Below are 25,410 nucleotides of genomic sequence, written 5' to 3'. Positions count from 1 at the left end.
CCACCAACACGCCGGGTGGGGTCCACCGCAGCGAACCCCACCCGGCGACGATCAACGCTGCTGGTGCCGCGGCAACGCCGACTGCCCCACCACACCACCCACGAACGGCGCCCCCGGCGTCTCCGCCGCGATCCGGTCCATGGTGCGCGCCAACTGCTCACTACCGTCGTCGAGGTGCCGCGCCGCCGCCTGCATGTGCGACACCATCATCTCCCCGAAGATCCGCAACGCCTCCCGGGTCGCGACCGTGTCGTCGAAACTCGACCCGGCGGTGCTGCGGTACTCCGCCACCGCCCGCTCCGCCTCCTGCTTCGCCTCCGCCTCGGCGGCATGCATATAGCTCTCGTACTGCACCCGGGCGTACTCGGCGACCCGCCGCGCATAGTCGTGCGCCTGCGCGATGATCTGCTCCGCCTCCCGCTGCGCCGCCGACAGCAGATTCACCTCCCGCGCCGCCGGAACCTTCGACGCCGCCCCCGCACTCGGAATAACCCCGTGCCGGTGCAACTCCACCCGGTCGTTGAGCCGCTCGTTCTCCGCCCGCAACGTCGCGATCTGCGTCGCCAACAGATCCAACTCGTCAGCGACCTGCACCCGGAACCGGTCCACATCAGCGTTGTCGTAACCACGCCGAGCGAACGACGCGGCACCGAACTCCCACCGCCGAACCCGATCGGCCGTGATCCGCACCTGCACACCGCCGGAAACCTGCACCCCGTCATACCGACTGATCGGCGTCGCGCTCACCTGTACGAACCCCCGTTCGCGACTGCGGGGCTCGCAAGCTCACTCCTCGCGCTCACCTGTGCCCACCTCCCGAAGCGTCACCCGGAGCCGACTGCTGCACCGCCGTCCGCCACGCCGGGCCGTACCACTGCGCACCCAGGCCCTCGTGGTGCACCTGACCCGCGTGGAAACCCGCCTGGACCAACGTCCGCACCGCGTACGACACCATCTCGTCCGACCCACACACGAACACGTGCCGGGAACGCCAGTCACCGTCGGCCAACGCCCGGTCCACCGCCTGCACGAACTCCCCTGGCCGGTGCACGTCGGCACCCACCACGTACGTCACCGTCAACCACGGGTACGACGACGCCAACTTGTCGATCGCGTCGCTGTCGTAGAACTCGCTGCGCGAACGGGCACCCACGTACAGGTCCACCCGCCGGCGGGACCCCTCCGCGGCCACCTGCTCCACCAACGCCTTCACCGGCGCCCAGCCGGTGCCCGCGACCAACAGCAACAGATCGCTGGAGCCCGCCGACCACAACCCCAACCGGTCCCCCACCGGCGCAGCCAGGTGGATCCGGTCACCCACCGCCGACCCGTACACCAGCCGCGACGACACCGCCCCACCCGGCGCGGCCCGCACATGCAACTCCAACGTGCCGTCCGTCCGCGGCGCGTTCGCCGGGGAGTAGTACCGCCACGACCGCACCGACGGGTGCGACACCCCGATCGACTGACCCGGCGTGAACGGCAACAGGTACTGCGGACGCACCGTCAACACCGCCACGTCGAACGCCCGCCGCTCGTGCGCCACGATCTCCGCCACCCACCACGGCGGATTCACCGCCTCGGCGGCCTGCGCGGCGTCCATCATCACCTGGGCGACCAACCCGTACGCGGCCGTCCAGTCCGCAGCCAACTCGTCGGTCCACTGCTCGGCGAGGAAATGCTGCAACGTCGCGACGAGGGCCTCACCGACCGCCGGGTAGTGCTCCGGGCGGACCGCGAACTTGCGGTGGTCAGCGCCGAGATCCTGCAGGAAACCCACAAGCCCGTCGACCTGGTCCACGTTGGACACGATGTGACCCAACGCGGTCACGAGGCGGTCCCGCTGACCGGCCATGTTCGTGGGGAACATCTGCCGTGTCTCGGGATGGGTGAGGAACAACGTCGAGTAGAAGTAGAGCGGCACCTGGTCGCCGTGACCGGCGACCACCGACCAGCTCTGCTTGAGGCGAGCCGCGTCCACGCTCAGGCGCCCGACCGGTCTCCGGCAGCCACCACCTGGTCCTGCACCTGCCCCAGCACTGTCTGCACGTCGGCAAGGATGTCCGCCGGCACACCCAGCTCGGTCAACGTCACCGTCAGGTGCTCGCCCACCTTCACGTAGTGCCCCACCGGGATGTTCAACGGCTGGTGCGCCTCAGCCAACCCACGACCGGCGTACTCGTTGGGGCCACCAAGCACCACCGTCAACATCAACGCCAGGTGCCGACGCTGACCCGCCATGTCCACATCGGAGAAGTAACCAGCCAACTCCTGGTCGGCGAGCACCTTGTCGTAGAACAGGTCAACGGCCGCCTTGACCGAGCTGGCACCACCAATGCGGTCGTAGTGCGAAGCGGGCGCCGTCTCTTCCGTAACCGTCACGGTCGTTCCTTCCGGGGATGAAGGGTCCAGAACCGTGAGGGACCATAGCGTGTCGACCGCCTCCGGTCAGCGCCGCCTTATCGGATTCCCGACAACACGACGACACGGTGCGTCACCACTACCGATCGGTATCTCCACAACCGGCCACCAGGAAGACACCCACAGTATCCACAATGGACTAACGTGACCGGCAGATACCCGCGACCGTCACCGACCGTCGCGATAAAACCACCGAAAAAAAACCGGAAGCCCGACCGGTCAGCCGGCGCGCCGCCGCGCCCGCCGCGCCGCCAACTCGTCACCCATCGGGTCCGACGCCACCGCCGGCTCCACCGGGCCACTCACCGCCGGCTCCGCCGGCAGATGCGACAACGACCCCTGGATCTCCTTGAAAGCGCCGCCTATCGCGATGCCGAAGACACCCTGGCCACCCTGCAACAGGTCGACCACCTCCTCCGGAGACCGGCACTCATACACCGTCGTCCCATCAGAGATCAGCGTGATCCCCGCCAGATCCTCCACACCCCGCGACCGCAGCGCCTCGATCGCCTTACGGATGTTCTGCAGGGACACCCCCGCATCCAACAACCGCTTCACGACCTTCAACACCACCAGGTCCCGGAACGAGTACAACCGCTGCGTCCCCGAACCCGAGGCATCACGAACGCTCGGCACCACAAGCGTCGTACGCGCCCAGTAATCCAACTGCCGGTAACTGATGCCCACCGCATGGCAGGCCGTCACACCCCGGTAGCCGACCGAACCGTCACCCTCAGCCGCCACACCTGGCGACGAGGCACCCGACTCGTCGAAATCTGCACCCGGATCGGAATCCCGCGGCTCATGCATCCGGACAACCTCCCCGTCAGTGTGGCGACGCATCGTTTCCTCCGACGCGCACCCCTCGACATGGAAACCCTATAGCCACCGCCAGGGGTTACCACGGAGGAACCGACGCGACACGCCGCGCAGCCACCGAGAAAGATCACCAACCGAGCCCGGGTACACCTCAGCCCGCGAAATCCTCCGGACGCACCTGCTCCAGGAACTCGCGGAACTTCTCCACCTCGTCCTCCTGCTCGTCAGGGATAACGATCCCCGCCTCACTGAGGACCTGCTCCGCACAACGAATCGGCGCACCGACACGCAACGCCAACGCGATCGAATCGCTCGGCCGCGCCGACACCCGCACCCCATCGCCGATCAACAGATCCGCGTAGAAGACGTTCTCCTTCAGCTCGGTGATCTCCACCGCCTGCAAGGGCGCCTTCAACGCCGCCAACACATCCCGCAGAAGATCGTGCGTCAACGGCCGGGCCGGCTTGACCCCCTGCTGCTCATAAGCGATAGCCGTCGCCTCGACCGCACCGATCCAGATCGGCAGATAGCGGTCCCCCTCGACCTCCCTGAGCAGGACGATCGGCTGGTTGCTGGGCAGCTCCACCCGAACTCCGACCACGCTCAGCTCGCGCACCGCCGCCTCCGTGTCGTTGTCACCTACGCCGCACCGCGCCCTTCCCTGCACGGTACACGGACCGCGACACGGCCGTCCCATGCGCTACAGCACCACGCCCGCGCCGAAAAGGGGTTACCCCGGCAAGCCTACGGCACGCTTCCCCGAAGAGATCTTTCCGCTCAGCCGCCACCCACCGGGCACCCGTCACCGACCCAACGTCGACCGCAGACCCACCCGCACCAACGCCGCGTGCAACTGCTCCGACAACGCCACCAACTCACGCGCCGTCTCCGCCGCCCGCGCCCGCGCCGCCGGATCACTCTGCCGCGCCAACGGCGCCACCAACTGCGCGAACAAACCGACCTCCCGATCCGCCGCCGTCCGGTAACCCCGCAGGTGCCGCGGCTCCAACCCGTACGACGCCAACCCCGCCACCGCCGAAGCGATGATCAGAGCATCCGCGTCATACCAGCCCGGCGGATCCGACACCAGCACACCGAGCCGCTCCAACTCCGCCAACGTCGACTCGTCGATCCCACTGCGCGCCACCAGATCCGCCCGGCCGAGCCGCACCTGCGACGACTCGGCCGGCTCGGCCACCTCACGACCCGGCACCGCACCATCAGGACCGACCGCCACCAACGCCGGCCGCGACCGCTCCGGCTGCTCACCAGACGAATCCCACTGGGCCAACTGCTCCCGGATCACCCGCAACGGCAGATACCTGTCCCGCTGCGCGGTCAACACGAACCGCAAACGCGCCACATCGTCCCAGCTGTACTTCCGGTAACCCGCCGCCGTCCGCTGCGGCTCGACCAGACCCTCGGCCTCAAGAAACCGCAGCTTCGAAATAGTGGTATCCGGAAAATCCACCCGCAACTGCCCAAGCACCTCACCGATGCTCATCAGCGGCTGAGACCGAGCCGCCCCGGGTGACATGGAGGCCGCAGGCTCATTCACCCCCGGCTGGCCTCCTCCTCCGGGCGCGGACCGGCGATGAACACCACCCGGAACTTACCGATCTGGACCTCGTCACCATTGCTCAACGTGGCCGCCTCGACCCGCTCACGATTGACGTACGTGCCATTCAGGCTGCCCACGTCCCGCACCGTGAACGTCCCACCATCACGGTGGAACTCCGCATGCCGACGCGACACCGTCACGTCATCGAGGAAAATGTCACTGTCCGGGTGCCGGCCACTCGTCGTCACATCGTGGTCCAACAGGAACCGGGCACCCGCATTCGGGCCTCGACGAACCACCAGCAGCGCCATACCCGGCGGCAACGAACCGGACATCCGGCTCGGCACCACATCGGTATCCGGCCCCTCCAGCACTTCGTCGAGCGAACCGAGATTGAGCGTCGAAGTGACGTCGAGTGGGGGGAACTCGTCGTCTGGCCGCGTCATGGGACCACCTCACGGATCTGTTCGGTCGGCGTCGGGTAATGGCGGGTCTGGCCGCCGGGCAGGTGAACACCCGGCGGCTGGCTCCCCGTGCCCGGGAAGGCAATTCCGCAACGCTCAACTATTGGGTTCTCGGTCGACTGGGCGAGCCTAGCCAGCGCCGAAATGCAGGGCAACCGGACGCGCGCAGACATCCCACGCACCGGATCAAGCACACTCAGCCTTCGGTGATCTTCTGATACGCGGCCGCCGTCAGCAACCCATCCGTCGCCGTCGGATCATCCGGCGTGATCTCCACCAACCAACCCTCACCGTACGGGTCAGTGTTGATCAGCTCAGGCGTGTCACCCAACGCGTCGTTGCGCGCCGCCACCGTACCGGCCACCGGCGCGTAGATCTCCGACACACTCTTGGTCGACTCGATCTCACCCAACGAGTCACCGGCCGCGACCACCGCACCCGCCTCGGGCAACTGCACGTACACGATGTCACCGAGCGCGTCCTGCGCGAAGTGGGTGATGCCGACCCGGATCGAAGCCGTGCCGTCACCCGCCACCCACTCATGCTCGGCGGTGTATCGCAGATCCTCGGGAATCACCAGACGCGTCCTTCATCCATCGGTGCCCCGGACCACCCGGGTCCGGCGCGGCCGCGCCGGTCAGGAGACCGGACGGGCGTGTTCCAACTTGATCGGCACGTGCAGCGCCGAAACCTCGGCAACCTCACGCTCCCCAAACGTCACGTTACCGCCGTCACCCCGGACCGACGCCACCACCCCACCAGGAATGTTCAACGCCGTACGCATCGTCGCCGGATCACCGATCACCGTGATCGTGTACGGCCCCGTCAACCGACGCCCCTCCACCACCAACGACCCGTTGTCCCCATCGAGGAAGTACGTCGACGCGATGATCCGCACCGTCGCCCGATCCCCACCGGAAATCTGCATCGCCTCGGCGCCCGCACCACGCAGCTCCTGCACCGCGTCCAACACCCGGTTCGCCGAGATCGGCTTCACCCCGGAGTCGAACTGCACCGTCAACCCCGGGCCCACCGCCGGCAACGTCCCCGCCAGGATGCCCAACTCGTCCGCCCGCCGCGTCGCCTCGTCCAACGCCGCCTGACGACCCTGCTCACCCGAGCGCAACTGCCGCTGACTGTCCTCCAGAGCACGGATGTCCTGCTGTAGGCGATTCTCCCGCGCATCCAGGTCCGACAGAATCCGGACCAGGTCCTCCTGCCGGGTCGCCCCCAACGTCGGGTCCGTCGACGTCGTCTTCAACTGCACGACAAGCGTGAACCCCAGCAACGCCAACAACGCCGCGATCATCACCCCGGCCGTACTCCACCGGGACCGACCCGCCACCACCGGCGCCGGCGGCTCCCCCACCGGCTCCGCCACCTCGTCGGCATCCGCAGCCGGCTCCCCCGACCGCGACACCGCGGTCAGGTCCACCGTCGCACCGTCGTCGACCGGCTCCACACCCGGCTCCACCGCAGGCTCGTCATCCGACGGCTGCGCCGGCCCCTGCGGCGCCAACGGGCTCAGCTCATCCGGATCCGGCGCATCCGGCCGCGGATCCGGCTCACCCGCCGGACCACCCGGCCGCACCGGACCCGCCGGCTGCGGCCACCCGGTCCCCGTGTCGGTCTGCTCGTCACTCATCGCAACCCAACCTACGCCCGGAACAGGTGCCGGCGGATCGCCGCCACGTTGCCGAAGATACGCACACCCAACACGACGACCACGCCGGTGGACAACTGCCCGCCAACCCCCAACTGGTCACCCAGATACACGATCAGACCAGCCACCAGCACATTCGAGATGAACGACACCACGAACTGCTTGTCGTCGAAGATGCGGTCCAACCGGGCCCGCACCCCACCGAACACCGCATCCAACGCAGCCACCACCGCGATCGGCAGGTACGGCTGCAACGCCGCCGGCACCGTGGGGTCAAGCCACACGCCCAGCACCACACCGGCGAGCAACGCCAGCACCGCGATCATCGGCCACCTCCGGAGGGGCTAACACTGGTCGCCGGACCGGACGACCCGGGACTGCCGGACCGGACACCCGACGCGGAAGGGCTCGGACTGACCGACGGCTTGGCGTAGCGTAGCTGCGGCTCCGGCGCCGCCGGCAGGGTGAGGTCATCCGACTCCCGCACACCGAACGACAACCCGGTCCCCTGCGCCACCTTCCGCATCAACGCCGCGTTCCGGCTCTCCTCGAACTTGCGCCGCATCGAACCCGGCCCGATCGCCGACACCTCGTACGGCCCGGTCACCGGCCGGAAGTCCACGAGCATCGCCTCACCCGCCGACCGGATCGTCGACGTCGCCGTCAACCGCTGCCCGTTGATGGCGATCGCCTCCGCGCCCGCGCTCCACAACGCGTTCGCCACCCCCTGCAGGTCGCTGTAGAGCACCCGCGGCGGCCCGGCACCGGCACCGGTCACCGCGTCCGCGTTGTCCGGCGCGTCCGCCAACCGCACCACCACACCGTCACCACGCACCCGACCGAGCCCGGTGCTGGCCTCCAGGTTGCGCAACCGCGCGGCGGCCGACCCACTCAACGCCGCGTCGCGCTGCCGACCGACCTCCTCGCGCAACTGGTCCGCACGCGTGGACAACCGATCGGTCTGGCTCTCCCGCTCCTTGATCTGCGTCACCAGACCCGAGCGGGCCTGGCTGCGCCCCGGCTCGTCGGCCATGGTCTGCCGGTACGCCACCGCGAACAGAAACCCGAGCATCACCACCACGACCAGGCTGACCGACCGCGTCGACCAGGCCCGCCAGCCCCGTGCGGCGGGAGACCCCGCGGAGCGCCGACGGGCGGCGGCCGCGTCCGCGTACCCCGGATCCAACGGGTTGCGGAACAGTTCGGTGAGGAAATCCGGTGCGTACACCCGGTCCTGGCCGGGTTTTCCCAACCGGGGCGCGCTCACGCCACCGCTCCCCGGTCGCGGGACGCGCGCACCAACCGCGCCGCCTGTACGACGTACATCCCGCCGGCCACCCAGTAGAGCACCAGCCCCCACCAGGCCAACCCCCAGCCGATCGCGGCGGTGGCCGTCGCCGCGGCACTCCACTCGGTGGCCAACAGCAGCACCGGGAACGCCGCGAGCAGCAGGAACGTGGCGGTCTTGCCGACGTAGTGCACCGGCGGCGGCCCGTACCCGTAGCGGCGCAGCACCGCCAGCGACACGAGCAGGAGCAGCTCACGGGCCAGCAGCGCCGCGGTGAACTGCCACGGCACCACCTCCCGCGCGGTGAAGGCGACCAGGATGGCGAGGATGTAGAGCCGGTCGGCGAGCGGGTCGAGCAGTTCACCGAGGCGGCTCACCTGGTGCAGGCGGCGGGCGATCCACCCGTCGACCCAGTCGGTGGTGCCGCCGATGGCCAGCACGACGATCGCCGCCACGTCGGCCCGCGCCACCAGGAACAGGTAGAGAAACAGCGGCACGCCCAGCAGCCGCCCGAAGCTGATCAGGTTGGGCAGGGTGAGCACCTGGTTGCCGGGAGCCTCGTCACCGGTGTCCGGCGGTTGCTCTGCCCGAGCCGGCCGACGCGACACCGATCCTCCTTCACGGCACGCGGGCCCCCGGCCGACGCCGGGCGCGGCTGAGGGTCGTACGCGCTGTCGGGCCGACCAGCGCCGGCTCTTCGCTACGGCCCCGGACGGGACCCCTTCCCCTGACACGGCCCGCGATCTCGGTGATCGCGGGCCGGGTAGGTGCGCTGCCACTATATCGGGCTCCCTCTGCCTGGCCGGGGCGCTGCGGGCTCTCGGTGCGGCGGTGCCGCACTGTGGTGTGGATCACCACGCGTAAAGCGTCCTAGGATACTGGTGGACGAGAGGACAGGCGACGGTCAGGCCGTCTGGACCGCGGCGGAGTCGGTCTGCTGCTCGGGAACCGAGGTCGCCGCCCGAGCGAAACCGACAAGCGCCAGCAACAGGTCGTGCTGCGTTCGCGCCGGCATCCGGTCCAGGACCGTCTGCACCGCGCGCTGCCGCCGCTCGGCCAGCTCCCCCAGCAGGGTCAGCGCGGCAGCCGTCGGCACCAACCGCACCTCACGCCGGTCACGCGGATCCGGCACCCGGCGAAGCAGCCCGGTCGCCTCCAGCCGGTCGCAGAGCCGGCTCGCCGACGACGGCACCACGTCCAGCAGCTCCGCCAGCCCGTTGACGTTTGTCTCCGGTCGACGGCTGATCAGCGTGAGCACCCTCAGCTGGGTGGGCGGCACCTGGTGCCGCGACGCGGCCGAGTCGAGCACGGCGATCAGCGTCTCGGCGGCCGCGTTGATCGCCGCGGCGAGATCCGCAGGTCGCTCCACCTGATGTCCCCTGCCGTTGTCGCGCTGGTGCCCGCCCGGCAACGCGGCGGCGAAACTCACCCCACGCCCCGCTCACGTGCACCGTGCCAGTCGAGACAGACCACGACGGCGTCGTCGCGCAGATCGGATTCCGCGTGGTAGGCGTGCAGTTCGCGCATTACCGTACCAACCGCCTCGGCCGGTGGCTGCAGCCGCGTGGCGCGCAGGGAACGCGCCATCATCCGCTGCCCGTACGGCTCCTGGCCCGGCGGCTCGGCCGCCCACACCCCGTCGCTGACCACGAAGAGGCGGTCGCCCGGCTCGAGGTGCAGCTCCTGGAGCTCGTAGCGCGTCTCGGCGAACATGCCCAGCGGCAGTTGCTGGTCCAGTTTCAACGGCTCGACGGTGGACCCGCGCATCCGCAACAGGTGCGGGGAACCCGCGTCGACAGCCCGTACCCGGCCGGCGCGAGTGTCCACCTCGAGCAGCAGAGTGGCCACGTACCGGGCGCCGCGGTGTTGGTAGAAGACCGTGTCCGAGGCCAACTCGGCCTGCTCCACCAGGCCGCCACCGGAGCGACGCGCGTTGCGCATCGCGTTGACCGTGACGGCGGTCAGCAGGGACGCGGCCAGACCACTGCCCTCGCCGTTGAGGACCGTCACCGTCAGCCGGTCGCCGTCGAGCGACCAGTCGAAGTGGTCGCCACCCACCGTGTACGCCGGTTCGAGTTGACCGGCCAGGTCGAACGCGTGGTGTGCCACACCCCGACCGGGCAGCAGGTCCCACTGCATCTCGGCGGCCATGGTCAGGCGTTCGCGACGCCGCGCCCGCCGGTACCTGTCGGTCTCCCGGTCCGCCGCGCGCATCGCCACCGCCAGGGCACCGGCGATGTCCGCCGCGAGACCGGTGACCGCCGCGTTCGGCACGGTCGGCAGCTCGATCATCAGCACGCCCAGCCGCTCCCCCCACACCGTCAACGGCAGGTAGAGCCGGCACGGGCCCTCGCCGTCGCGTACCGGCTGCTGACTGCTGAAACACCGCTGCGCCATGGTGTGACAGGACAGGAACCCACCCGCCGGCAGGTCCGGGTCCAGCACCGGCCAGAGCCCGCTGATCCGGTAGTCGGCGACGAAGACGTCGGTGCGCAGCGCCCCCATCGCCGACCGGATCGCCCGGTCCGCCGCCTCCGCCAACTGGTCGGGCGGGGCCTCGCGCAACGCGCGCGACACCACGTCCGGCGCGTCCACCATCGTCGTCCTCCCCAGAAACTTGCTATAGGGCAAGCATCATACGGACGCCTCCGGACCGGCGATCAGCGCGGTCAGCCCCCCGCGCGGGTCGCGAGCACGCCGTGGAAGGCGTCGGGCACCTGCACCGGCGGGCCCTCCGGTCGCCACTCGGCGACCGGGACCACCCCGTCGGCCGTCGGCGCCCACCGACCCAGCAGCGGAGCGAACGCCGCCGGTGGACGCATCCGGAACTGTGGGCCCATCATGGCCAGCGCACGCGGATGACCGGCCAGTTCCTCGGTGTCGAAGTCCACCGCGAGCAGGCTGCCGGGCGCCGCGGCAGCGTACAACTCGTCGAGGGTGCGGGTCAGCGTGGCGTCGTCGAGAAACGCGGCCAACCCCAGGAAGACCACCCCGACCGGCCGCCGACCCCAGCCCGGCACGAAACGGTGCAGCTGCGCCGGGTCGATCGTGCCGATGTCGGTCGCGTCACCGAAGCCGTAGCCGGCCCGGTCGCTGCCGGCGAGGATGCTCTGCCCGAGGCGGATGGTGACCGGGTCGACGTCGGTGTAGAGCACCGTCGCGTCGGTGGCGACCTCGTGCACGTTGCCCATCGTCGGCACCCCGGCGCCGAACACCAGGAACCCGTCGACACCCTCGGCGACCATGGCCCGCACAGCCCGGCCCAGAAACGCCCGCAGCTCCCGGAACACCGGCGCGCACGGCCCGTACGCCTGCTCGAACGCGCTCGCGGCGGCCACGTCCACGGGGAAGTGGTGCTGGCCGCCGAGCCAGAAGTCGATCATGCGAGCGGTGCTCGGCTGGTCTGGTTCACCCATCGGCGACGCTCCCTCCCCGGCCGGTCGTCGCCAGCGTACCGACCGGAGCGCGCTCAGCGGTATCGCGACGCGGAGGCGTCCGGGGCCGCGATACTTGCCGCGAGCGGAGGTGGGCGGTGAACTCGGCGAACAACGCGGCGGTGGTGGTCGGCGTCGACGGCTCGGAGGCGGCGCTTCGTGCCGTACGACTCGCCGCCACCGAGGCGGCGCGCCGGCACCGCCCGCTGCGGATCGTGCACGGCTTCATCTGGCCGCTGCTGCACGTTCCGGTCTCCCCCGCACCGGACGCGCCGCCCGGCGGCGGGCTGCGTCACCGGGCCGAGGAGCTGGTCGAGGCAGCGGTGCGCGAGGCCGAAGCGACAGTGCCCGGGCTGTCGACCTCCGGCGAGATCATCGACGGTGAGGCCGCCGCAGTGTTGGTGGGCGAGTCCCCCGGCGCCGCGCTGATCGTGCTCGGCGACCGCGGGCTGGGTGGGTTCTCCGCGCTCGTGGTCGGCTCGGTCGCGGTGCAGGTCGCCGCGTACGCCGACTGCCCGGTGTTCGTCGCGCGCGGCACGCAACGCCCCGACGCGCCGGTGCTGGTCGCGGTGGACGGCTCGGAGGCCTCCCGGCGGGCGGCCGACTTCGCCGCCGACACCGCCGTCTCGCTCGGCGTGCCGCTGCTGGCGGTGCACGCCTATCACCACCCCGGCAGCAGCGGACCTGGCGACATGCAACCCCTGGTGTACGACGAGGCGAAGCTGCGCGGCGAGCAGGAACGGATGCTCGCCGGGTGGTTGACCGGGCTCACCGAGGAGCATCCGGGTCTGCGGTTGACCTGCCAGGTGGTGCGTGGTCGGACCGGCAGTGTGCTCGCCGAGGCGTCGCGCTCCACCCAACTGGCGGTGGTCGGTGGGCGCGGGCGCGGTGAGGTGACCGGGTTGCTGTTGGGGTCGGTGAGCCAGTCGATGCTGCACCACGCCGAGTGCCCGGTCGTGGTGGTCCGCGCGCCCCACTGACCGGCCGGGGTTGGTCGGCCGCCAGGCGGGTAGACGGCCGCGGTACGCCCAGCGGACGGCGGGCGGCAGCAGGTGCCCAGACCGACGAAGGAGGCACAGATGCCAGGACCACGGCCGGGCAGTAACGCCTACGACAAGCAGCGCGCGCGGTTGCGCAACGCGATCGACGACTCCGGGCGCCGGGTACCCGACGGCAAGGCCAACCAGGTCGCCAACCGGATCCTCCAGGAGGACCGCGGCCAACGGGGTGTGGTGCGCGGCGACCGGACGTACGGCCCGAAGAGCGAACGTGAACCGGGCGATCCGAAGTGAGCAGGGTCGACGTTGCCGACGGCGCGATCGCGGGCGCCGTCGGCAGCACCGCGCTGAACGTGGTCAGCTACCTGGACATGGCGCTGCGGGGTCGGCCGGAGAGCGACACCCCACAGGAGACCGTCGACCGGCTGGCCGGCATCGCGCACGTGGACCTGGGAAACGGGGCCCGGGCGGCGAACCGCCGCTCGGGCCTCGGGCCTCTGATCGGGTACGGGCTGGGCATCGCGGCCGGGGTTGGTTTCGCCCTGTACGCCGGTGGGCGGCGTCAGCCGTTGCCGGTGGCCACCGGCCTGCTCGGCGCGGGCGTGATGACCATGACGGACGGTTCGATCACCGTGCTCGGGATCAGCGATCCGCGTACCTGGCGGCGCTCCGACTGGATCTCCGACATCATCCCGCACCTGGCGTACGGGCTGGCGGCCGCCGCCACCTGGAACAGGTTGCGGCGGCCGCCAGGGCGCGGTCGCTAGGTCCGTCAGCGGGTGTCGCTGTCGTCCTCGGCCACCGGCTCGCCGGCCGGGCCGTACGGCGACACCTGCCCCCTGGGCACCGGTCGACCCGTGTCGCCGCGCGACGTGCCACGGTTGGCCGGGTGCCCGCCCGGGGCGGGGCCCTTGTTGTCCTGGCTGGTGGCGCCCAGTGCGTTGCGGCGCAACTCCTGCTGCTGCGGGTTCGTCACGGGGTGTCTCCCTCCGGTACGGCAGGCGGCAGGAGCCGCCTCCCCCGCCGGCATACCCGCCCGCCCCGGTGGCATTCCGGCCGTGGGCGCCGGTGCGACGGCTAGCGCGTCCATAACTGGGTAACCCGCCAAGATGGGCAATGACCGACGGGTGGTGCGGGTCCTGCTCGACCGGCGCAGCCGCACGTACGCCGAGGAGGCCGGTATCCGGCTCGCGGACCGGCCGGGGCCGCTGTACCAACTGTTGGTGCTGACCACGCTGCTGAGCACCCGGATCCGGGCGTGTGTGGCGGTGGACGCCGCGCGGGAGTTGTTCGCCGCCGGCTACCGCACTCCGCAGGCCATGGAGGCGGCCGGCTGGCAGGACCGCGTCGACGCGCTGGGGCGGGGCCACTACCGCCGCTACGACGAGCGGACCGCCACCATGCTCGGCACCGGTGCCCGGCTGTTGCTGGACCGCTGGCACGGTGACCTGCGACGCCTGCACCGGGAGGCCCAGGGTGACCCCGCCGGGCTGCGGCGGCGGCTGACCGAGTTTCCCGGCATCGGCCCCACCGGCGCGGACATCTATCTGCGCGAGGCGCAGGCGGTCTGGTCGGACGTGCGCCCGTACGCCGACCGTCGGGCCCTGGCCGGGGCGAAACGGCTGGGCCTGCCGGGCTCTCCGGACCGGCTCGCCGGGCTGGTCGACGAACCGGACTTCGGCCGGCTCGCCTCAGCGCTGGTGCGGGTGGCGCTGGGCGAGGAGTCCGCCGGTGAGGTCACCCGCGTCGCCGCCGGCTGAGGCGCTCACTTGACGGTCTTGTCTCCCGGGCGGGTCAGGTGCCACACCAGCAACGCGGCGAGCAACGCCAGGACCACCACCCCGCCGGAGATGCCACGGCCCTCCTCGGGGCTGCGGCCGGCGCTGCCGAAGTAGATCACCGCGAGGCCGGCCAGCACCGTGACGAACGTACGCAACCCTCGGTCCTTCACGTCTGGCACACTAGGTGGGCCACGGCCGCCGTCGTACCATTTTGTGGTTTTTGTCAGCCTTCTGGGTGAACTGTCAGCGCTCGGTGACGAACCCGCAGAGCCGCACCCGGCGTACCGCCCGGTCGGCGACCTCGACCACCTGCAGGGTCAACCCGGGCAGCCGCACCGTCTCGCCCGGCTGGTCCGGCAGGTGCCGCAACCGGGCCAGCACCAGACCAGCCACCGTCGTGTAGTCCCGGGACAACGGAAAGCTCAGCCGCACCCCCAGGTCGGGCAGGTCGTGCAGCGGGAAGTCACCGGGCACCAGCAGCGACCCGTCGGCCTCCCGAACGACGCCGTGCACGTCCCGGTCGGTCTCGTCGTACAACTCGCCGACCACCTCGGCCAGCAGGTCCTCCATGGTGACCATGCCGTCGATGCCCCCGTGTTCGTCGACGACCAGGGCCAGTTGCTGGTGCTCCTGCCGCAACTGACGCATCGCGTCGGCGACCGGCAGGGTCACCGGCAGCAGCAGCGGCGAACGGACCCGCTCCCCCACCGGGGCGGCGCCGGCCCGGACCAGGTCGCGGATGTGCACCACCCCGAGCACCTCGTCCAGGCCGCCGGGGCCAGTGACCGGAGCGCGGGACCGCCCGGCGGCGGCCAACCGCCGAACCCCCTCGTCGGCGGGCAGGCCGGCCGGCAGGGTCGTCACGGCCCGCCGGGCCACCAGGATCTCGCGCAACGTCCGGCCGGCGATGTCGAACGCGCCGGTCAGGATCTCCCGCTGCTGGGCCGACAGGCCGCGCTGGCTGGCCAGCACCTCCCGCAACTCCTCCTCGGTCATCTCCTCCCGGTTGGCCCGCGGGTCACCACCGGCGAGCCGCACGACCGCGTCGGTGGCCCGGCTGAGCAACCACACCGCCGGCCGGGACACCCGGGCCAGCAGATCCAGCGGGCCGGCGCTCAGCAGCGCCCACCGCTCGGCCCGCTGCATGGCCAGCCGCTTCGGGGCCAACTCGCCGAGCACCAGCGTCACGAACGTCAGCAGCACCGTCACCAGCAGCACCGCCGCGGGACGCGCCGCCGCGCCGAGGAACCCCAACGGGCCCACGAGTGGGCTGGCCAACGACACCGCGGCCGCCGCCGAGGCGAGGAACCCGGCCAGGGTGATGCCGAGCTGAATGGTGGCCAGGTAGCGGTTCGGGTCGCGGGACAACTGCACCAGCCGGTCGCCGGCGCGGCTGCGCCGACCCAACCGCCGCAACTGCCCCTCGCGCAGCGTCACCAGCGCCATCTCACTGCCCGAGAGCGCGGCGTTGACGAGCACCAGCACGGCCACCAACGCCAACTGCCCGAGCTGACCGCCCATCGCGCACCCCCGTCCGCCTCCTGAGGCCACTCAACCGCAGCGGGGCGCACCGTGGGTGCGGTTTGCGGGCGCGCCCCCGCTCAGTCGACCTCCAGGTCGTCGAGCGAGATGGAGTGCGTCATCAACCACCGGGCCAGCGCCGACATCCCGAACAGCCACAGCGGCACCGACTCGGTCGGACCATTCGTGGCGTAGATGGCGAAACGGAGGTCCGGCGCCCGGTACGCCTCGATCCGCCACTGGTGCTGCCGGTCGCGCCAGACCGCCGAAGGGTCCATGGCGTCACCGTAGGTGACCGTCGCCGATCAGGTGGCCGGTTGGCCCAGCACGGCTGCCGCCGCGCTCAGGTGACGACGATCCGGGCGTCGTCGGGCAGTCGACGGGTCGCGCCCCGCCGGTCCAGCAACTCCAGCAGGGGCACCGCCACCCGGCGGGTGGTGTCCAACGCCTGCCGCGCCGCGGAGAGGGTGAACGGCTGCGGCAACCCGGCCAGCACCCGGACCGCGTCGTCGAGCACGTCGGGCAGCAGCACCACGTTGTCGGCGAGCCGCAACAGGGCCCCGGCCCGCACCGCGGCGCCGATCTCGCGGGGGCCCAGACCGAGGTCGACGAGGCGGTCCGTTTCCGGGGCGCGGAAGGGCCGGTCACCGTACTCGGCGCGGACCCGCCGCACGGCCCGGGCCACCGCCTCGGGCAGCACGTCGACGCCGGCCGCCCCGACCCGGCCGGCGTGGATCCGCAGCGGCGGCCGGACCAGCGCCTCGACAAGCACCCGGTCGGGCAGGGCGAGACGCTGACGCAGCGCGTCGACGGGCATCCCGGGCTCCAACGGGTGCTCCCGCGCGTACCGGGTGACCTGCTCGGTCACCTGTTCGCCGAGCCACCGCCAGTGCCCGGGGTCGGCCAACCAGTCACCGGCCACCGGCGACGGGCTGTCGCGCCCCGGGCCGGTCGGCACCGGCACACCCATCCGGACCAACGCGCCGGCCCGGATCAGCCGGCGACGGCGCAGCTCCCCGGCCAGGTCGGGTCGACCGTCCAGCTCGGCGAGGACCTGGGCGCGGGCGGCGGCCGCACCCCGTCGGCCCAGCGGTGGGGGTGCCACGTCGAGCACCCGCACCCCGCCGCTGACATGGTGGCGGCCCGGGTCCCGCAGCAGCGCCCGGTCACCGACCAGCAGCGGCAACGGACGGGCCAACCGCAGCCGGACGGTGTCCGGGCCGAGCGGACGCACCCGTACCGGCACCGCAGCCGACCCGACGTGCAGGGTGAGGGTGGCCGGCAGGTCGGCGGCCGGGTCGCCGGTGAGCCGGACGTCGACGAGGTCGGTGTGGTGGAACCGGCCCGGGGTGAGCAGCGCGTCGCCCCGGCCGAGCCGGTCGCGGGGCGTACCCCGCAGGTTGACCGCCACCCGGGCGACCGCCGCCGCCTCCGCGCGGGCCTCGCCCAGGCAGTGCAGGCCACGGACGCGGACCGGCTCGTCGGCGCCGGCCAGCTCCAGTTCGTCGCCGACCCGCAGCCGGCCGCCGCCGAGGGTGCCAGTGACGACGGTCCCGCTGCCCCGCACGGTGAAGCTGCGGTCCACCCAGAGGCGGACCGGGTCGTCCACGACCGGCGCGGGTAGCTGGGCGCCGAGCCGGTCCAGGGCGGCCCGCAGCTCCGGCAGGCCGGCGCCGGTCAGCCCACTGACCGCCACCGCCGGCACCGCGCCGAGGCTTGTCGCGGCGATCTCGGTGCGGGCGCGGGCGGTGGCCGGGCCCGGGTCGGCCAGGTCCGCGCGGGTCACCGCCAGCAGGCCGTGCCCGACACCGAGCGCGTCGAGCGCGGCCAGGTGCTCGGCGGACTGCGGCATCCAGCCCTCGTCGGCGGCTACCACGATCAGCGCCGCCGGAACCGGGCCGACCCCGGCGAGCATGTTCGGCACGAACCGTTCGTGCCCGGGTACGTCGACGAAGGCGACGGTGCCGCCGGACGGCAACGTCGTCCAGGCGAAGCCCAGGTCGATGGTCATCCCCCGGCGGCGTTCCTCGGCCCACCTGTCGGGTTCCATCCCGGTCAACGCCCGGACCAGTGTCGACTTGCCGTGGTCGACGTGCCCGGCGGTCGCGACGACGAACACGTTCAGTCGTCCCCGGGTACGCGCAGCACCGCCGCACGGACGGCGTCGTCGGCGTCGGCGGGCACACAGCGCAGGTCGAGCAGGAGTCGCCCGCGCACCACCCGGCCGAGAACCGGCTGGTCGCCAGTGCGCAGTGGGAACGCGTACCGCTCGGGCAGGCTCAACGCCCACGAGTCCAACTCCACGCCGGGGGCGCCGCCCCCGCCGACCACCGCGACGGCCGGCACCACCTCCGCCTTGCGGCCGTCCGCGCCGAGGCGGTCCCGCAGCCGCTCCACCCGTTCCCGCAGGACGCCCGGGTCGGCGTGCAGCGCCGCCCGGGTCGGGGTGTCCGGTTGGTGCAGGGTGGCGGCGAGCGCGGCCAGGGTGAGCTTGTCCACCCGCAGCGCCCGGGCCAGCGGGTGACGGCGCAGCCGGTCGACCACCTCGGCGTCGCCGAACAGCAGCCCCGCCTGCGGCCCACCGAGCAGCTTGTCGCCGCTGGCGGTGACGAGTGCGGCGCCGGCGCGCAGGGTGCTTGCCGCGTCCGGTTCGTCGGGCAGCAACGAGTCCGCGGTGAGCAGACCGGAGCCGATGTCGGCGACCACCGGCACCCCGAGGGTGGCCAGGTGCCGCACCGGGGTCGCCGAGGTGAAGCCGGTGACCCGGAAGTTCGACGGATGCACCTTGAGCACGAAACCGGTCTGCGGGCCGAGCGCCGCCGCGTAGTCCGCGAGAGTGGTGCGGTTGGTGGTGCCCACCTCGCGCAGCCGCGCGCCGGTGCTCTCCAGCAGGTCGGGCAGGCGGAAACCGTCCCCGATCTCGACCAGCTCGCCCCGACTGACCACGATCTCCCGGCCGGCGGCCAACGCGGTGGCGGCAAGCACCAGCGCGGCGGCGCCGTTGTTCACCACGTGCACGGCGCCCGCGTCGGGCACGGCGGCGGCCAGCGCGTCGAGCGCGCCCCTGCCCCGACGGGCCCGCCGGCCGGTGGCCAGGTCCAACTCGACGTCGGTGTGCCCGGCGGCGGCCACCACCGCGGCGACCGCGGCGGACGACAACGGCGCCCGGCCCAGGTTGGTGTGCAGCACGACACCGGTGGCGTTGAGCACCACCCGGGGGCCGGGCGTGGGCAGCGCGGCGACCGCGTCGTCGCGTACCTCGTCGGGGTTGATCTCACCGCGGCGGGCGCGGGCCTGCGCGCGGGAGACGACCGCCTTGACCTGCTCCCGGCCGAGAGTCGCGGTGGCGGCGGCCAGCACCGGATCGGCCAGCAGCGTATCCGTACGGGGCACCCGGCGTCGCGGGTCCACCGGGCCGTCGCCCATCACGTCATCTCCTGCAAGCGGTGTGGCGGAGACGGACGGGAATCGAACCCGCCTGGCCCGGGTCCCGGACCACTCCGGTTTTGAAGACCGGGAGGGGCACCAGCCGCCTGAACGCCTCCACCGGACATTCGATCACACCACGGGCGGGTCCGCCCGATCAGATGGAAGATCCATGCCGGCCCGCCGCGCCTGCACCCGCTCGCGCTGCGGCACCACCGTGTACCGGGGGTCGCGGGCCGAGGCGACCCCGCCGTAGAAGATGCCGAACCGGGTCAGCACCGACGCGGCCAGCAGCGCGGTCCCGGAGAGCGCCCCGACCAGCCGGTGCCGCCGGCCCAGCAGCGCGCCCGCCACCCCGCCGACGGTCAGCAGCCGCGCGTCGCGCAGCATCCGCCCCGGCCGGCCCACTCGGTAGGGCTCGCTGAGCAGGCCGAGGCGGCTCTCCACCCGATGCGTGCCGTACAGCTCCAGGGCCGCGCCGGCCACCGCCATCCGGCGGGCCGGCCCGGCCTGGGCCGGCGGCGCGGCGAGCAGACCCACGCCGGCGCCGCTGGCCAACGCGCTGCCCGCGAAGATCACCGGCAACTCGGGGTACGCCTCGTGCCACGACGGCACCGCCGTGTCGGCGAGCAACACCCCGGTGTACGTGGCCAGCGCCGGCGCGGTGCCGGCGGCGAGCAGACCGGCGGCGTGCCCGATCGGCGGCAACGCCCGGCCGACCAGCCCCAGCGGACCGCGCCGGGGCAGCAACTCGGCCGCCTCGGCGATCGCGGCGACGCCCGCCGCCGGCCCGTACACGGTGAGGATCCAGGTGCCCACCGACATCGGCGAGGTCAGCTTGGCCACCCGGAGCATGTGGTGGAACCGCGCCGGCCGGCCCAGGTCCTTGACCAGGAAGACGGCGCTCGCGCTGACGGCGGCGAGCGCGGTGACCCGACCGGCGCGCCGCAGCGCCGGTCGCCCGGTGAGCTGCCCGCCCGCGGCGAGCAACGACGAGCCGGCGGCCAGACCCCCGGTGAACAGGTACGCGGCGATGTCCCACTTCCAGACCGGCCCCTTGAGGATGGGCCGACCGTAGTACGACGTGAATTCGGCCTCCGGCACCCGCAACTCCTCGCCGCCACCGCCGCGCCGCCGACGCCGCCGGCCTTCGGCGTCCCGCCGTACCGTCAGGTCGCCCGGGGCGGTGCTGACCGAGGGCTGGTTGCCGTGTTCGTCAGCGAGCCGTTCTCGGAAGCGACGGAACCGGTCGCCCACGGGGCCCGGTGAGGTCATGAGGAACCTCCGACGAACGCGGCGACGGTCGCCGCCGCCATGGCGAGCGCGGCGAGGCCGGCGCGCTTCCACATCTTCGGCAGGTCGCGGGTGGTCACCACCGGGTCCGGTGGCAGCCCGTACACCTCCGGCTCGTCCAGCAGCAGGAAGAACGCCCCGTCACCACCCACCCCGTCGTTCGGGTCGTGCCCGTACAGACGCGCCTCCGGCACCCCCCTGCCCCGCAACGTCGCCACCCGCGTCGCGGCCCGCTCCCGCAACTCGTCCAGGGGCCCGTACTGGATCGACTCGGTCGGACACGCCTGCGCACACGCCGGCGTCATCCCCGCACCCAACCGGTCGTAACACAACGTGCACTTCCACGCCCGACCATCGTCCTTACGCTGATCGATCACCCCGTACGGACACGCCGAGATGCAGTACCCACACCCGTTGCAGATGTCCTCCTGCACCACCACCGTCCCGAACTCGGTCCGGAACAACGAACCCGTCGGACACACATCCAGACACGCCGCATGCGTGCAGTGCTTACAGACGTCCGACATCATCAACCAGCGGAAATCCGTCCGACCCTCGACGCCCGACCCCCGGCCCGGCGGCTGCGCCCCCGGCATCCCCAGGAACTGCGGGCCCGCGTCGACCGGCCGGTCAGTGCCGGCGTCGACCGGCGCGCCGAGGACGTCCGCCGGCGCGGCGCGGTGCCCGGCCGGGCGGGGTTGCTCGATGAACGCGACGTGTCGCCACGAGTTCGCGGTCAACGCCCCGGTGTTGTCGTACGACATGCCGAGCAGATCCAACCCGCTCTCCGGAACCCCGTTCCACTCCTTGCAGGCAACCTCACAGGCCTTACAACCGATGCAGACACTGGTATCGGTGAAGAACCCCATCCGCGGCGGAGCGTTCTCATAGCCCGCGTCGGGCGCCGGGTCCAGCGGACCGTACAGGCTGTTCGGGTCAGGAAGCACCGTGCTCCTTCCCCTCGTTGTTCGTGGTCACGGCCGGGGCGTGCTGGCCCGGGGCGATGCCGGCGCGCCGCTGGTAGTCGGCCACCAGATCGAGCAACGCCGGGCCGGTCGGGCGACGGCCCGGCCGCACGTCGCAGGTGCCGACCTTGCTCTCCTGGATCAGCACGTTCGGGTCCAGGCTGATGCCGAACAGGTCGTTGGCCGAGTCGCCGGTCACCAGACCCTCGAAACCGAAGTGGTACGGCAACCACACCTGGTGGATGACCCGACCGTCCACCCGCAGCGGGGTGAGTCGATCGGTGACCAGCACCTTCGCCTCGATCACCGCGCGCCCGCTGACCAGGTGCGCCCAGCCCAGATGCGTCAGCCCGACCTCGGCGGCCAGGGCCGGGGACACCTCGACGAACATCTCCGGTTGCAGCTCCGCGAGCGGTGACACCGTCCGGCTCATCCCACCGGCGGTGTGGTGCTCGGTGAGCCGGCTGACCGTGAACACGTACGGGAACACCTGGTCGTGCTCCTGCGGCGGGCTCGGGTTCACCGAGTTCACCGGATGCGCGTACATCTTGCGGGTCGGGTTGGCCTGCTGACCGTAGAGCGGGTTACGCACCGGCGACTCCACCGGCTCGTAGTGCGTCGGCAGCGGGCCGTCCAGCACACCGCTTGGCGCGTACAGCCAGCCCTTACCGTCGCCCTGCATGATGAACGGGTCGTCACCGGCGATGCCCTCCGTGCCCGAGGCCCCGGGTGGCGGCCGGTACGACGGCGGTTTTGTCTTCTCGAAGTCCGGCACGTCGTAGCCGGTCCACTCGCCCTTCTCCGCGTCCCACCACACGTACCGCTTGCGCTCGGACCACGGGTTCCCGTCCGGGTCGGCGGACGCGCGGTTGTAGAGGATGCGCCGGTTCGCCGGCCACGCCCAACCCCACTCGGCGGCCACCCAGTCCTGCTCGTGCCGGGACTTTCGCCTGGCCGCCTGGTTGACGCCATCCGCGTACACCCCGGTGTAGATCCAGCAGCCGACGGCTGTGGAACCGTCCGCGCGGGCCTCCGCGAAGCTGGACAGTGGACGGCCGGTCGCCACGTCGTACCCGTTGATCTCGCGCAGCACCGCCTCGGCGCTCGGCTCCGCGTGCGGACCGTGCGTGGGGTAGTCCCAGGTGAGGTCGAGCAGCGCCCGGTCGCGCGGCAGTGGCGACCCGGCCAGCTTCTCCCGCAGTTTACGGCCCAGGTGGTAGAAGAACCACAGTTCGGAACGGGCGTCGCCCGGCGGCTCGACGGCCTTCTCCCGCCACTGCAACAGCCGCTGCGTCTGGGTGAACGTGCCCTCCTTCTCCACATGCGACGCGGCGGGCAGGAAGAACACCTCCGTGCGGCACTCCTCCGGCACCAGTTCCCCGGTGGCGACCTCCGGACCGTTCTGCCAGAACGTCGCACTCTCGATCATGAACAGGTCGCGGACCACCAACCAGTCGAGGTTGGCCATCCCGAGCCGCTGCGCCCGACCGTGCGCCGAGCCCACCGCCGGGTTCTGCCCGAGCAGGAAGTACCCCTTGATCTTCCCGTCGATCATGTTCAGGACCTGCTGGTACGTCCCGTGGTCACCGGTCAGACGGGGTAGGTAGCCGTAACAGAAGTCATTCTCCGGCGTCGCCGCGTCACCCCAGTACGCCTTCAACAGGCTCGCGGCGAACGACCGCGCGTTGCCCCAGAAACCCTTCTGCCCCGGATGCCGGATGCTGTCCACCCACTCGTCGAAGGTCGGGTGCTCGGCGTGGTGCGGCATCGGCAGATAACCGGGCAGCAGGTTGAACAGCGTCGGGATGTCGGTCGAACCCTGGATGCTGGCGTGCCCGCGCAGGGCCATCACCCCACCACCCGGGCGACCCATGTTGCCCAACAACAACTGGATGATCGCGCCGGTACGGATGTACTGCACACCCACACTGTGCTGCGTCCACCCCACCGAATAGATCAGCATCCCGGTGCGGTCGCGACCCGAGTTCGCCGTCCACGCCCGGGCCAACTCCAGGAACTGCTCCTGCGAAATCCCGCAGACCCGCTCCACCATCTCCGGGGTGTAGCGGGCGAAGTGGCGCTTCAAGATCTGGTAGACGCAGCGCGGATGCTGCAACGTCTCGTCCCGTTGCGTCTGCCCGCCGACCTCCGCGCCGTGCGACTCGTGCTCCAGCCCGGCCGCGGTGTCCCGCTCCTTCGCGGTGTGTCCGCTGCCCGAGGAGCCCTCATGCCCCTCGTACTGCCAACTGTCCTGCACGTACGTGCCGGTCTCCGGGTCGAAGCCGGAGAAGAAGCCGTCGCCGTCCTCGGTGTCGCTGAACCGCTCGCTGACGATCGTCGCCGCGTTCGTGTACGACAGCACGTACTCCCGGAAGTCCAACTCGTTGTCCAGGATGAAGCGCACCACCCCACCAAGCAGCGCGATGTCCGTGCCCGCGCGGATCGGCAGGTACGAGTCCGCGACCGCACTGGTACGGGTGAACCGCGGGTCGACGTGGAAGACCTTCGCCCCCCGACGCTTGGCCTCCATCACCCACTGGAAGCCCACCGGGTGCGCCTCAGCCATGTTCGAACCCTGGATGACGATCACGTCAGCGTTGGCGATGTCCTGCTGGAAGTCCGTCGCACCGCCACGACCGAAGCTGGCCCCCAGACCGGGGACGGTGGCGGAGTGTCAAATACGGGCCTGGTTCTCGATCTGGAGCGCCCCCATCGCGGTGAACAACTTCTTGATGAGGTAGTTCTCCTCGTTGTCCAGCGTCGCCCCACCCAGGCTGGAGAAACCCAGCGTCCGGTTGAGCGGCCGGCCCTGCGTGTCGACGTCCTCCCAGGTCTGCTCGCGGGCCGCGAGCATCCGGTCGGCAATCATGTCGAGCGCGGTGTCGAGCTCCAGATCCTCCCACTGCGTCGAGTACGGACGCCGGTAACGGATCGTGGTCTGCCGCAGCGGACTGGTGACCAGGCTCTTGCTCGCCGAACCCTTCGGGCAGAGCCGACCACGCGAGATCGGACTGTCCGGGTCACCCTCGATCTGACTGACCCGCCCGTCCTTGACGAACACCCGCTGACCACAACCCACCGCGCAGTACGGACAGACCGACCGCGCCACCGAATCGGCGGTCTCGGTGCGGGCGGTGAGCGCACGGGACCCGTCCGACTTCGCCGCCACACCCCGACCCAGCGGGTCCGTGCCGGTGAGCTGCCGGTAGACCGGCCAACCCTCGATGAAGGTCCGCAGACCCAACCCCGACACCCCCTCCCGCGCGAGCGACCCCCTGAACATAGGGCACCTGAGACATGTTCGCGAGCGGGAGGGTGCTCGGATCCGGATCCGCGAGGAGCCGGTTGAGTCAGCGACCCGACAGCGGCTCGGTACACAGTGGTCGATGCTCAACCGAACCTGGGTTCCCGTGGGAGGTTTGATGCCAACCGAGCTGATGCGTGTCCGCACCGAGGACGGAGAGGTGGTCGTCTTCGAAATCGACAGGCGGGAGGCCGGTTTCGGTGAGGCGGGCCTCGGTGCGGACCAGATCGTCGAGGCGCGGAAGCGATTCGAGGCCGGCCTGCGAGAGATCAACGTCGCGGCGCAGAAGGCCCTCGCGACCTTCCGCGAAGCCGTCCACCGCCCGGACGACATCGAGATCGAGTTCGGGGTCAACTTCACCACGGAGGCCGGTGCCGTCTTCGCCAGGACCGGCGTCGACGCTCATCTCACGGTCAAGCTCAGCTGGTCAGGCGGTGCCCCGCGCATCGAGAACGCCGAACGGTGAGTGCCG

Annotated in this window: 29 protein-coding genes and 1 tRNA gene; 5 read left to right on the top strand and 25 right to left on the bottom strand. The window is 71.4% G+C overall.

Features of this window, described 5'->3' with window-relative positions; all coding sequences use genetic code 11:
- Nucleotides 1-51: 51 nt before the first annotated feature.
- The 15 genes from AB0C15_RS09430 to AB0C15_RS09360 form a co-directional block, all read right to left on the bottom strand.
- Nucleotides 52-747, bottom strand: coding sequence for a cell division protein DivIVA (locus AB0C15_RS09430; RefSeq protein ID WP_357350421.1), 696 nt, complete (start codon nt 745-747; stop codon nt 52-54).
- Nucleotides 748-799: 52 nt separating this feature from the next.
- On the bottom strand, nt 800-1,981 hold the full coding sequence (locus tag AB0C15_RS09425; RefSeq protein ID WP_357350419.1) for a globin domain-containing protein: 1,182 nt from the start codon (nt 1,979-1,981) through the stop codon (nt 800-802).
- A 2-nt stretch (nt 1,982-1,983) separates the two neighbouring features.
- Entirely contained in the window at nt 1,984-2,382 is a 399-nt protein-coding gene (locus tag AB0C15_RS09420; protein WP_357350418.1) for a group 1 truncated hemoglobin, read from the bottom strand.
- A 258-nt stretch (nt 2,383-2,640) separates the two neighbouring features.
- A complete protein-coding gene (locus AB0C15_RS09415; RefSeq protein ID WP_357350416.1) occupies nt 2,641-3,231 on the bottom strand; it encodes a MerR family transcriptional regulator in 591 nt (196 codons plus the stop codon).
- A 160-nt stretch (nt 3,232-3,391) separates the two neighbouring features.
- Entirely contained in the window at nt 3,392-3,856 is a 465-nt protein-coding gene (locus AB0C15_RS09410; RefSeq protein WP_030327706.1) for a bifunctional nuclease family protein, read from the bottom strand.
- A gap of 186 nt (nt 3,857-4,042) precedes the next feature.
- Complete coding sequence (locus tag AB0C15_RS09405; RefSeq protein WP_357350414.1) at nt 4,043-4,744, bottom strand: MerR family transcriptional regulator; 702 nt, start codon at nt 4,742-4,744, stop codon at nt 4,043-4,045.
- A 50-nt stretch (nt 4,745-4,794) separates the two neighbouring features.
- Entirely contained in the window at nt 4,795-5,247 is a 453-nt protein-coding gene (locus AB0C15_RS09400) for an FHA domain-containing protein (protein WP_357350413.1), read from the bottom strand.
- A gap of 214 nt (nt 5,248-5,461) precedes the next feature.
- Nucleotides 5,462-5,842 (bottom strand): glycine cleavage system protein GcvH, encoded by a 381-nt coding sequence (gene gcvH / locus AB0C15_RS09395; RefSeq protein ID WP_357350411.1) that lies wholly within the window; start codon nt 5,840-5,842, stop codon nt 5,462-5,464.
- A gap of 60 nt (nt 5,843-5,902) precedes the next feature.
- Nucleotides 5,903-6,910 carry a DUF881 domain-containing protein gene (locus AB0C15_RS09390; RefSeq protein ID WP_357350409.1) on the bottom strand — a complete coding sequence of 336 codons (1,008 nt, stop codon included), beginning with the start codon at nt 6,908-6,910 and terminating at the stop codon, nt 5,903-5,905.
- An 11-nt stretch (nt 6,911-6,921) separates the two neighbouring features.
- Nucleotides 6,922-7,254 (bottom strand): small basic family protein, encoded by a 333-nt coding sequence (locus tag AB0C15_RS09385; RefSeq protein WP_030327710.1) that lies wholly within the window; start codon nt 7,252-7,254, stop codon nt 6,922-6,924.
- A complete protein-coding gene (locus tag AB0C15_RS09380; protein ID WP_357350407.1) occupies nt 7,251-8,195 on the bottom strand; it encodes a DUF881 domain-containing protein in 945 nt (314 codons plus the stop codon). The genes AB0C15_RS09385 and AB0C15_RS09380 overlap by 4 nt, the downstream gene beginning before the upstream one ends.
- Nucleotides 8,192-8,824 carry a CDP-alcohol phosphatidyltransferase family protein gene (locus AB0C15_RS09375; protein ID WP_357350406.1) on the bottom strand — a complete coding sequence of 211 codons (633 nt, stop codon included), beginning with the start codon at nt 8,822-8,824 and terminating at the stop codon, nt 8,192-8,194. Before AB0C15_RS09375 ends, AB0C15_RS09380 begins: the two co-directional genes overlap by 4 nt.
- 296 nt (nt 8,825-9,120) lie before the next feature.
- On the bottom strand, nt 9,121-9,585 hold the full coding sequence (locus tag AB0C15_RS09370) for a MarR family transcriptional regulator (protein WP_357350404.1): 465 nt from the start codon (nt 9,583-9,585) through the stop codon (nt 9,121-9,123).
- A gap of 56 nt (nt 9,586-9,641) precedes the next feature.
- Nucleotides 9,642-10,814 (bottom strand): PP2C family protein-serine/threonine phosphatase, encoded by a 1,173-nt coding sequence (locus tag AB0C15_RS09365; protein ID WP_357350403.1) that lies wholly within the window; start codon nt 10,812-10,814, stop codon nt 9,642-9,644.
- 71 nt (nt 10,815-10,885) lie between these two features.
- On the bottom strand, nt 10,886-11,632 hold the full coding sequence (locus AB0C15_RS09360; RefSeq protein ID WP_357350401.1) for an SAM-dependent methyltransferase: 747 nt from the start codon (nt 11,630-11,632) through the stop codon (nt 10,886-10,888).
- 116 nt (nt 11,633-11,748) lie between these two features.
- Between AB0C15_RS09360 and AB0C15_RS09355 the strand changes: the two genes are divergently transcribed.
- The 3 genes from AB0C15_RS09355 (at nt 11,749) to AB0C15_RS09345 (ending at nt 13,415) form a co-directional block, all read left to right on the top strand.
- On the top strand, nt 11,749-12,630 hold the full coding sequence (locus AB0C15_RS09355; RefSeq protein WP_357350399.1) for a universal stress protein: 882 nt from the start codon (nt 11,749-11,751) through the stop codon (nt 12,628-12,630).
- A 99-nt stretch (nt 12,631-12,729) separates the two neighbouring features.
- Nucleotides 12,730-12,942, top strand: coding sequence for a phosphatidylethanolamine-binding protein (locus tag AB0C15_RS09350; protein WP_088989541.1), 213 nt, complete (start codon nt 12,730-12,732; stop codon nt 12,940-12,942).
- Nucleotides 12,939-13,415, top strand: coding sequence for a hypothetical protein (locus AB0C15_RS09345; protein WP_357350397.1), 477 nt, complete (start codon nt 12,939-12,941; stop codon nt 13,413-13,415). Before AB0C15_RS09350 ends, AB0C15_RS09345 begins: the two co-directional genes overlap by 4 nt.
- Before the next feature lie 5 nt (nt 13,416-13,420).
- Here the strand turns inward: AB0C15_RS09345 and AB0C15_RS09340 are convergent, their stop codons facing one another.
- Entirely contained in the window at nt 13,421-13,624 is a 204-nt protein-coding gene (locus AB0C15_RS09340) for a hypothetical protein (protein ID WP_357350395.1), read from the bottom strand.
- A 133-nt stretch (nt 13,625-13,757) separates the two neighbouring features.
- Here AB0C15_RS09340 and AB0C15_RS09335 point away from each other — a divergent pair, with 133 nt between their 5' ends.
- On the top strand, nt 13,758-14,408 hold the full coding sequence (locus AB0C15_RS09335; protein ID WP_357350393.1) for a hypothetical protein: 651 nt from the start codon (nt 13,758-13,760) through the stop codon (nt 14,406-14,408).
- Between the two features lie 5 nt (nt 14,409-14,413).
- Here AB0C15_RS09335 and AB0C15_RS09330 read toward each other — a convergent pair whose 3' ends face one another.
- From AB0C15_RS09330 to fdh, 9 genes are all read right to left on the bottom strand, one after another.
- Complete coding sequence (locus AB0C15_RS09330; RefSeq protein ID WP_036410487.1) at nt 14,414-14,599, bottom strand: hypothetical protein; 186 nt, start codon at nt 14,597-14,599, stop codon at nt 14,414-14,416.
- 73 nt (nt 14,600-14,672) lie between these two features.
- A complete protein-coding gene (locus tag AB0C15_RS09325) occupies nt 14,673-15,950 on the bottom strand; it encodes a hemolysin family protein (RefSeq protein WP_357350391.1) in 1,278 nt (425 codons plus the stop codon).
- Nucleotides 15,951-16,030: 80 nt separating this feature from the next.
- Nucleotides 16,031-16,228 carry a hypothetical protein gene (locus AB0C15_RS09320; RefSeq protein ID WP_088989536.1) on the bottom strand — a complete coding sequence of 66 codons (198 nt, stop codon included), beginning with the start codon at nt 16,226-16,228 and terminating at the stop codon, nt 16,031-16,033.
- Between the two features lie 65 nt (nt 16,229-16,293).
- Complete coding sequence (gene selB / locus AB0C15_RS09315; protein ID WP_357350389.1) at nt 16,294-18,069, bottom strand: selenocysteine-specific translation elongation factor; 1,776 nt, start codon at nt 18,067-18,069, stop codon at nt 16,294-16,296.
- A gap of 2 nt (nt 18,070-18,071) precedes the next feature.
- Nucleotides 18,072-19,376: an L-seryl-tRNA(Sec) selenium transferase gene (gene selA, locus AB0C15_RS09310; RefSeq protein ID WP_357350387.1), complete on the bottom strand. Its 1,305-nt coding sequence runs from the start codon at nt 19,374-19,376 to the stop codon at nt 18,072-18,074.
- A 23-nt stretch (nt 19,377-19,399) separates the two neighbouring features.
- Nucleotides 19,400-19,495: transfer RNA gene (locus AB0C15_RS09305), tRNA-Sec, on the bottom strand.
- Between the two features lie 13 nt (nt 19,496-19,508).
- The gene (nrfD, locus tag AB0C15_RS09300) at nt 19,509-20,651 is read right to left on the bottom strand and encodes an NrfD/PsrC family molybdoenzyme membrane anchor subunit (RefSeq protein WP_357350385.1); all 1,143 of its coding nucleotides are present in this window, start codon (nt 20,649-20,651) and stop codon (nt 19,509-19,511) included.
- On the bottom strand, nt 20,648-21,616 hold the full coding sequence (locus AB0C15_RS09295; RefSeq protein ID WP_357350384.1) for a 4Fe-4S dicluster domain-containing protein: 969 nt from the start codon (nt 21,614-21,616) through the stop codon (nt 20,648-20,650). Before AB0C15_RS09295 ends, nrfD begins: the two co-directional genes overlap by 4 nt.
- Nucleotides 21,606-24,878: a formate dehydrogenase gene (gene fdh, locus AB0C15_RS09290; protein WP_357350830.1), complete on the bottom strand. Its 3,273-nt coding sequence runs from the start codon at nt 24,876-24,878 to the stop codon at nt 21,606-21,608. The genes AB0C15_RS09295 and fdh overlap by 11 nt, the downstream gene beginning before the upstream one ends.
- A gap of 178 nt (nt 24,879-25,056) precedes the next feature.
- Here fdh and AB0C15_RS09285 point away from each other — a divergent pair, with 178 nt between their 5' ends.
- On the top strand, nt 25,057-25,404 hold the full coding sequence (locus AB0C15_RS09285) for a CU044_2847 family protein (protein WP_357350382.1): 348 nt from the start codon (nt 25,057-25,059) through the stop codon (nt 25,402-25,404).
- The last annotated feature ends 6 nt before the right edge of the window (nt 25,405-25,410 follow it).

Origin of the sequence: Micromonospora sp. NPDC048835 (assembly GCF_040649995.1) — a bacterium.
In the GTDB taxonomy this organism is placed as follows: Bacteria; Actinomycetota; Actinomycetes; order Mycobacteriales; family Micromonosporaceae; genus Micromonospora.
Note: the sequence above shows the minus strand (reverse complement) of the source record. Positions and strands in the feature narration are given on the sequence as shown.

What these genes read in the sequence shown, in the direction of transcription:
- AB0C15_RS09415 (WP_357350416.1), bottom strand. Translation starts at nt 3,231, where the DNA reads ATGCATGAGCCGCGGGATTCCGATCCGGGTGCAGATTTCGACGAGTCG.
- AB0C15_RS09405 (WP_357350414.1), bottom strand. Translation starts at nt 4,744, where the DNA reads ATGAGCATCGGTGAGGTGCTTGGGCAGTTGCGGGTGGATTTTCCGGAT.
- AB0C15_RS09400 (WP_357350413.1), bottom strand. Translation starts at nt 5,247, where the DNA reads ATGACGCGGCCAGACGACGAGTTCCCCCCACTCGACGTCACTTCGACG.
- AB0C15_RS09390 (WP_357350409.1), bottom strand. Translation starts at nt 6,910, where the DNA reads ATGAGTGACGAGCAGACCGACACGGGGACCGGGTGGCCGCAGCCGGCG.
- AB0C15_RS09385 (WP_030327710.1), bottom strand. Translation starts at nt 7,254, where the DNA reads ATGATCGCGGTGCTGGCGTTGCTCGCCGGTGTGGTGCTGGGCGTGTGG.
- AB0C15_RS09365 (WP_357350403.1), bottom strand. Translation starts at nt 10,814, where the DNA reads ATGGTGGACGCGCCGGACGTGGTGTCGCGCGCGTTGCGCGAGGCCCCG.
- AB0C15_RS09360 (WP_357350401.1), bottom strand. Translation starts at nt 11,632, where the DNA reads ATGGGTGAACCAGACCAGCCGAGCACCGCTCGCATGATCGACTTCTGG.
- AB0C15_RS09350 (WP_088989541.1), top strand. Translation starts at nt 12,730, where the DNA reads ATGCCAGGACCACGGCCGGGCAGTAACGCCTACGACAAGCAGCGCGCG.
- AB0C15_RS09335 (WP_357350393.1), top strand. Translation starts at nt 13,758, where the DNA reads ATGGGCAATGACCGACGGGTGGTGCGGGTCCTGCTCGACCGGCGCAGC.
- AB0C15_RS09325 (WP_357350391.1), bottom strand. Translation starts at nt 15,950, where the DNA reads ATGGGCGGTCAGCTCGGGCAGTTGGCGTTGGTGGCCGTGCTGGTGCTC.
- AB0C15_RS09320 (WP_088989536.1), bottom strand. Translation starts at nt 16,228, where the DNA reads ATGGACCCTTCGGCGGTCTGGCGCGACCGGCAGCACCAGTGGCGGATC.
- selA (WP_357350387.1), bottom strand. Translation starts at nt 19,376, where the DNA reads ATGGGCGACGGCCCGGTGGACCCGCGACGCCGGGTGCCCCGTACGGAT.
- nrfD (WP_357350385.1), bottom strand. Translation starts at nt 20,651, where the DNA reads ATGACCTCACCGGGCCCCGTGGGCGACCGGTTCCGTCGCTTCCGAGAA.
- AB0C15_RS09285 (WP_357350382.1), top strand. Translation starts at nt 25,057, where the DNA reads ATGCCAACCGAGCTGATGCGTGTCCGCACCGAGGACGGAGAGGTGGTC.